This is a genomic window from Streptomyces coerulescens, from assembly GCF_042657965.1.
Taxonomy (GTDB): Bacteria; Actinomycetota; Actinomycetes; order Streptomycetales; family Streptomycetaceae; genus Streptomyces; species Streptomyces coerulescens.
Genome location: NZ_JBHSKM010000016.1, coordinates 357,693 through 364,391 on the forward strand (window position 1 = coordinate 357,693; position 6,699 = coordinate 364,391).

Genomic DNA, 6,699 nt, shown 5'->3' on the forward strand with positions numbered 1-6,699 from the left:
ACGGCGCTACGCTGCTGTGTCGTGCAGGAGACGCGCCTGAACACGGCCCGGATCCGGGCGGCCCGCCGGGTGATCGACCCGGTCTTCCTCGACACTCCGCTGTACCGCTGCGAGGCGCTGGAGCCCGCCCTCGGCTGCACGGTGAGCATCAAGCTCGAAACGGCGAACCCGGTCCGCAGCTTCAAGGCCCGCGGCACCGAGGTGGTCGCGTGCCTGCTCGCCGACCACGGCCCGCGGGCCGTGGTGTGCGCCAGTGCGGGCAACCTCGGCCAGGCCCTCGCCTGGTCCGGCCGCGGCCGGGGCCTCGACGTGACCGTGGTGGCATCCCGCTTCGCGACCGCGGCCAAACTCGCCCGCATCCGGGCACTGGACGCCACGCTGGAGCTGGTGGACGGCGACCATGAGATGGCGCGCGAGCGGGCGGTGGCCATCGCCCGCCACGACGGCATTCGGCTGGTCGAGGACAGCCTGGACATCGAGACCTGCGAGGGCGCGGCGACCATCGGTCTGGAGCTGGTGGACACCGTGCCGTCCTTCGACACCGTGATGATCGCTCTCGGCGGCGGGGCGCTGGCGACCGGGGTGGGGCATGTGGTGAAGGCCTTGGCGCCCGAGGTCGAGGTCATCTGCGTCCAGCCGCGGGGCGCACCGGCGATGACCCGCTCGTGGCACGTGCGGCGCGTCGTCACCACCGACTCGACCGACACCATCGCCGACGGCGTCGCCGGCCGATGCCCCATCCCGGCCGTCCTGGACGACCTCCTCGTGGTCGCCGACGACGCCGTACTGGTCCAGGAGACGTCGATCATCGCCGGCATGCGGTTGCTCCTGGACCACGCCGGCCTCGTCGTCGAACCCTCGGCCGCACTCGGCATCGCGGCGATCCTCGAAGACCCTGCCCGCTTCGCCGGCCGGCACGCGGTCACCATCGTCTGCGGCAGCAACGTCGACATGGACGTCTATCACCGCTGGGTCGGCCGATGAATCCGCGGCGGCCCGGCAGTCGTACACGGTACGACCACCTCGACCGGAAGGCCGCCCGATGAACGCCTTGCACGACACCCTGCACCGGTACGTCGACGACGGGACGGTGCCGGGCGCCGTCGGCCTCGTGGCCCGCGACGACGATGTGGAGGTGGTGACCGTCGGCTCGGTGGACTTCGACGGCACCGCCCCCATGGCGCGGGACACGCTCTTCCGCATCGCGTCCATCACCAAGCCGATCACGGCGGCTGCCGTTCTGATCCTGGTGGAGGAGGGGCGGCTCGCTCTGGACGCGCCGGTCGAGGAGTGGCTGCCGGAGCTGGCGAAGCCGAGCGTGGTGCGCACACCTGACGCGCCCGTCGGGGACGTCGTCCCGGCGATCCGTCCGGTCACCGTCGAGGACCTGCTCAGCTCCCGCACCGGCTGGGGCTTTCCCGCCGACTTCTCACTCCCGGCCGTGCAGTCCCTGTTCACGGTGCAGAAGGACGGCCGCGCCCTTCAGGACTGGCCCGACGCGGACACCTGGCTGAGCCTCCTGGCGCAGGTACCGATGCTCCACCAGCCGTCAGACGGCTGGCTCTACGGCACCTCGTCCGACCTCCAGGGGATCCTGGTCGCCCGCGCCTCGGGCCGCACGCTCCCCGACTTCCTCGCGGAACGGATCTTCGAGCCGCTGGGCATGCAGGACACGGCCTTCGCCGTACCCGAGTCGAAGCGGCACCGCTTCACCTCGTTCTACACCCCGGTCCCGGACGGCCCTCCTGAACTGACGGACGCCCCCGACGGACTGTGGAGCCGCGTCCCGCGCTTCCACTCCGGCGGCGGAGGCCTCGTCTCCACGGCCGACGACTGGCTGGCCTTCGGCCGCATGCTGCTGAACGCCGGCGAGGGCAACGGCCACCGCCTCCTCACCCCCACCTCGGTCAGCCGCATGACGACCAACCACCTCTCTGCCGAGCAACGCGCCGACGTCACCCTGTTCCTGGAGGGCCAGGGCTGGGGCTACGGCGGCCAGGTCGACGTCACCCCGGCCGACCCCTGGAACGTCCCGGGCCGCTACGGCTGGGTCGGCGGCACGGGCACGACGGCACACATCGTCCCGACCACGGGAACGATCGCGATCCTGCTGACCCAGGTGGGGATGACGAATCCGTCCCCGACGCCGCTGATGCGGGACTTCTGGCGGAGTGTGGCAGAGCGCCGGTCAGCTCAGTGACGGACCGCTGGACGGCGACCTCCTCGATGGCCAGACAGGCACTCTCTTTCAGATCTTGTCGACGCCTACACCCGCATGGTCGTTTCGGTGCGGTCTGCCGGCCGTTCGGCGTCTCGCCATCCCTGAACCGGGCACGCCACACGCAGCCGGACAGGTGTCGCGAGATGAATGCCGGATGACTCACGCAGGGATGACGCATGACAGCCGAATGCCTGTTCCGCGAAGACCTCCATCGGTTCGGATCTTTCCGTCAGGAGCGAGCAACCTGCGCCAGGTGCCATGGGTCGGACTGGTGTGGATGGCCGGGTGAAGGTGCTCAAGTGATCAGGACGATGCGTGGTGCGACCGGGGCGAGAAGGATGCAGGACGGGCGTGACGCGGGCGGCTGCCGGAGCGGTGACGCCCGGCGGTGAAGACAGGACTGCCGACCCGGATGCCGGAGATCGTGAATACGGCGGACATCGGGCGATCGCTATTCGCCCGGGCAGCCATCCACGCCAGTTCGACGGTGGCGCGAACACGGTGCACCCGGGCAACGGACGGTTTCGCAAACTGCTCGGGTGAACACCTCGGCCCGTTCCGCGGCTTACTGATCGACCGGCCCGCGCCCCTGACACACGCCCCTTCGCTTCGAGAAACGGTGGTTCTTCCATGTCCGAGGAACGCGACGAGGACCAGTTCGACGGACGGCTCGGTCCTGCTCCGCATGATGGTGGTGCCGGCTCCGGTGACCATCGGACCGCGGTCGTCGCCGCGGGGACGACGCGCGGGCGGCGGCTGGGACGGCTGACCGCGGCGGTGGCCGGCGCGGTCGGTATCGCCCTCGTCGTGGTGGGTGGGATGGAACTCGGGGCCTGGGGCGACGACCCGCGGCACTCCTCCGCGAAATCGGCTCCCGACCCCACCTCCAGGGCCGACCTGGTTGCCACGCTCAAAGGTCTGCTGCCCCAGGGCAGGATCACCGAGCCGAACAGACTGGGCGCAGCGGACAGCCCGTACGAGGCGGAGGTCGTCTACGACGACGGCGAGGGCCCAGCGGCCATCGGCATCGGCTTCACCCGGTTCGAGCCGGTCCGCCCTGGGGTCTTTGATGCCCAGGCCGAGCTGACCATCGGCTGTCCGACCACGGCCCAGACGGAGTTCGACAGCTGCGTCACCACTCAACTGCCCGACACCTCGCGCGTGACGCTGCTCAAGCAGTACGTGGATCGCGACGACCGCCGCACCGACACCATGGTGTGGTCGGCTGCCCTGCTCACCCCGAGCGGGCAGTACATCTCCGTCACGGAATGGAACTCCGCCGCCCCGGCGGGCGCTCCCATCAGCCGGGCCGAACCTCCCCTGTCCGGCGGGCAGTTGAAAGAGGTGGTCACGGCGCCGGTGTGGCGGCGGGTCGCCGACGCCGTCGTCGAGAACGAGATGAAGCGCCGGACGCAGACACCCGCGCCGAGCGAGGGCGAGGGGCCGACCGTCGCCGCGGTCATGGGCACCCTCGTGCCCCTCCTCCCCAAGGACCTCAAGGTGTTCGACATTCGCTCCGATTACCCGTACGTCAATGTCTACGACGCCGAGGCCAGGAACATCGTCCCGATCGAGACCACGGTCCTGATCAACGTCCAGCAAGACACCACGGCCGACGTCGCCGACGAGTTGTACGGCGCCGACGCCGAGACCCTGCCCGACGGCACCAAGGTGGCCACCCGCCAGGGGCCCGGCGACAAGGGTGTCGCGGCCAGCGTGATGAGGACCGTCGACACCATGCGGGCCGACGGTCTCCGCGTCGTGATCAGTGCCTACAACCCCGCCAGCCGCGGCACTCCGACCCGCTCGACCCCGGCTCTGACGATCGAGCAACTGCGGGAGATCGCACTCAGCCCGAAGTGGGACCGGTTCGGCTACTGAGGCTTTCCGGCCCAAGGGCTGTCCCGTATGCCAGGCCGAGGCTGTCGTCCTGGCCGGTGCATGAGAGAGGATCAAGGGCAACCTGGTCCATCAAGTGTTCAAGAGGCAACTGTGGTTGACGGAGCACAGACGCGCATCGCGCACCTGCACAACATCGCCCTCGCTGGATGCCCCGAGGGGGCAGACGCGGAGTCGGCCGACTCCGCTCTGCGACCATTGCCGGGCAAGCCTTAGGGTTGGTGGAATGGCACACAACACTGTGGATCCCGCGACGATCACTCCGGAGATGGCCGTTCGGATTCGCATGTGGCGCTGCGATGAGGAGTTCTCCTGGCGCGCTGTGGCCCAAGCCGCGTCCGACCTGTGGGGCTCCGAATGGGGCAGCAACCAGCTCTACGGCGAAGACCTCTGCGTGGCCGCGGCGAAGGTGCTGGGTGAAAACCCGTACCGGGAGCCATGGAACTGACAACTGCCAGTAGTTTCCCGTGGCTCAGTCGAGTTGACCGGATGAAGAAGCCGGCGATGTGGGAGCCCGGCTCGGAATACGGTGGCGGTCTTCTCGAAGGTGGCTTTTCTTCGTCCGCCGCCGCCACGTGAGCGTCGGATCGCGTGGTGACCGGGCTCGGCGGCCGAGGCCCTTCTGCCGGCCCAGGCCGCGTGATGGTGCCCGCACGATCGTGGAGCCGACCGCGAAGACCCGGTCCAGGTCGCCATCCACGAGCCGTACTCGACGGGCAGGTGACCGCACCCAATGCGAGCCGGTCTGAGACTTCCACCCGATCGCATCGATCACCTCCCGGTGATCCCGACACCGCCCTCCGTGCTTCGGCGTCCGGTCCGGCCACAGCGGACCGATCCCGGGTCGTCGACGAGCTCTGGGCTGGTCCGCGGAGCCGTGCTGTCACAGATGGGGAGGCTGTCCTGTCGTTGCTGTGGACAGTCCCTGTTTGTGGAGGAGAGAGATGAGTGTTGAGGGTGTGCATTTGCCGCCGGGCGTTGAGGTGATCACCACGCGGTCCGAGGCGGCGGCCTGGATCCCGGCCGGTGCCGAGGCCCGGACGATCCGCGTCACTCTGGCGCCGGGTGATCCCGGTGCACCGCCGCACCGGCATCCCGGACCGCTTTTCGGATACGTCACCGAGGGCGAGATCCTCTTTGAGCTAGAGGGGCAGATGCCCCGGGTGCTCAAGGCCGGCGACGCTCTGTTCGAGCCCGGGGGTGATGTGATCCATTACCAGGGCGCCAACAATCTCCCTGATGCGCAGTCGCAGTTGGTGGTGACGATGTTCGCGCCGCCGGGAACACCGGTTCTCACCGTGGTGAGCGCGCAGGAGTTGGCGGAACGGCGGCACCTACGGGCGACACCGTCTTCGTGACCGCAAAAACTGCGGGTCGCTCTGCTGGTCGCAGTTCCTCATGCCTTCCCGTGTCCTCGCCGCTACCGACACTTCCGGGCGGTGAGGCGCGGGTGGGGCGAACGGGAGGATGACCACGGGATCGCGTCGGTGCCTGTTTCGCCCGAGCTCGCAATCGGCCTGGTGCCTCTCGTGTCGGCGCGGTCTTGAGCGTCTTGGCGCAAAGGGGGCACCGCCGCTGGCCTAACCGTGGGGGCGCCTCGCGATCTTCGTAAGGACTGGGAGGTGACCCAGAGTCATACTTGATAGGGCGTGCGAGACAGTCGGGCCTCTCGCGCGCCCTTACCGGGGAACCGGGCAAACGAAACGAGAGGAACAGAATTGAAGTGCAACCCTCCGGACTTACGTGACCGACGGCGAGGCGCATTAGCCATGAGTGCGATCGGCTTTCTCGTCGTCGGGATGCCGAAGGCGTTCGAGGCCGGGATGAGTACCGATCTTCTATTTTCTGCGCTGCTCGGCGTCGGTAGCGGCAGTGTTGTCGGTTTCCTTTTCCCTTCGATCCTGGTCGGTACACGCATCCGACGCACCCTTCCCCCTCCTCCTCCGCATCCCCCACTTCCTCCGCCCCCAATGAGGACAGACGAGATGCCTCCTGGAAAGTCATCCGTCAGGAATGTGCCTATCGACGATGCTCCAGAAGAACCAGGTAGCGCCCCGGCCCGGTAATCGGCGGCAGAAAGGCGGACGGAGTGTCGGCCGCAGCATCTGCCTCGACCATGCGTAGGGGGCAGAAGCGGGAGTTGAAGCGCGGTTCGTTCGCGCACGGCTTGACGAGGAGTTCCAGGGCTGGACGCTGAAGTGGGGGTCAAGCCGCTGATCAGGCGGGCGAAGGGTCCACGTCGGCTCAGGGACAAAGGCCGCCCGCGGTGACGCACTGGCGAGGGACGTCCGGCGAAGCCGTCGGCCCACAGCCAGGCAAATTTCCTCATGCCTCGGCTCCAACACGCGCTGGTGGCTGAGCAGTTGCTGAAGACTTCCAGCATCCGGCGGCGGGCGAGGGCGTCGTCGAGTGCGTACGCCGCATCATGGTCCGCAGCCTTCCCCGCGGCTGGCACGCGCCCGCTCCCGCGAGGAGCTGCAAGGGGTACACCGGTTCGCCCGCCCTCCGGACGCCGTCTAATACTCCAGTTGCAGTTCGCTATTCCCGCTGGTCAAAGGCTTGCTTTCGAGTGTAGCAAG

General features: G+C 68.5%; 5 protein-coding genes. All 5 read left to right on the top strand.

The window, feature by feature from the left end:
• Window positions 1–21 precede the first annotated feature (21 nt).
• On the top strand, window positions 22–984 hold the full coding sequence (locus ACFPQ9_RS23080; RefSeq protein WP_380856247.1) for a threonine ammonia-lyase: 963 nt from the start codon (window positions 22–24) through the stop codon (window positions 982–984).
• Between the two features lie 58 nt (window positions 985–1,042).
• Entirely contained in the window at window positions 1,043–2,200 is a 1,158-nt protein-coding gene (locus tag ACFPQ9_RS23085; RefSeq protein ID WP_380856250.1) for a serine hydrolase domain-containing protein, read from the top strand.
• Between the two features lie 651 nt (window positions 2,201–2,851).
• Window positions 2,852–4,102 carry a hypothetical protein gene (locus ACFPQ9_RS23090; protein WP_380856253.1) on the top strand — a complete coding sequence of 417 codons (1,251 nt, stop codon included), beginning with the start codon at window positions 2,852–2,854 and terminating at the stop codon, window positions 4,100–4,102.
• A 244-nt stretch (window positions 4,103–4,346) separates the two neighbouring features.
• Window positions 4,347–4,568 carry a hypothetical protein gene (locus tag ACFPQ9_RS23095; protein WP_380856256.1) on the top strand — a complete coding sequence of 74 codons (222 nt, stop codon included), beginning with the start codon at window positions 4,347–4,349 and terminating at the stop codon, window positions 4,566–4,568.
• A gap of 496 nt (window positions 4,569–5,064) precedes the next feature.
• Entirely contained in the window at window positions 5,065–5,478 is a 414-nt protein-coding gene (locus ACFPQ9_RS23100; protein ID WP_380856259.1) for a cupin domain-containing protein, read from the top strand.
• The last annotated feature ends 1,221 nt before the right edge of the window (window positions 5,479–6,699 follow it).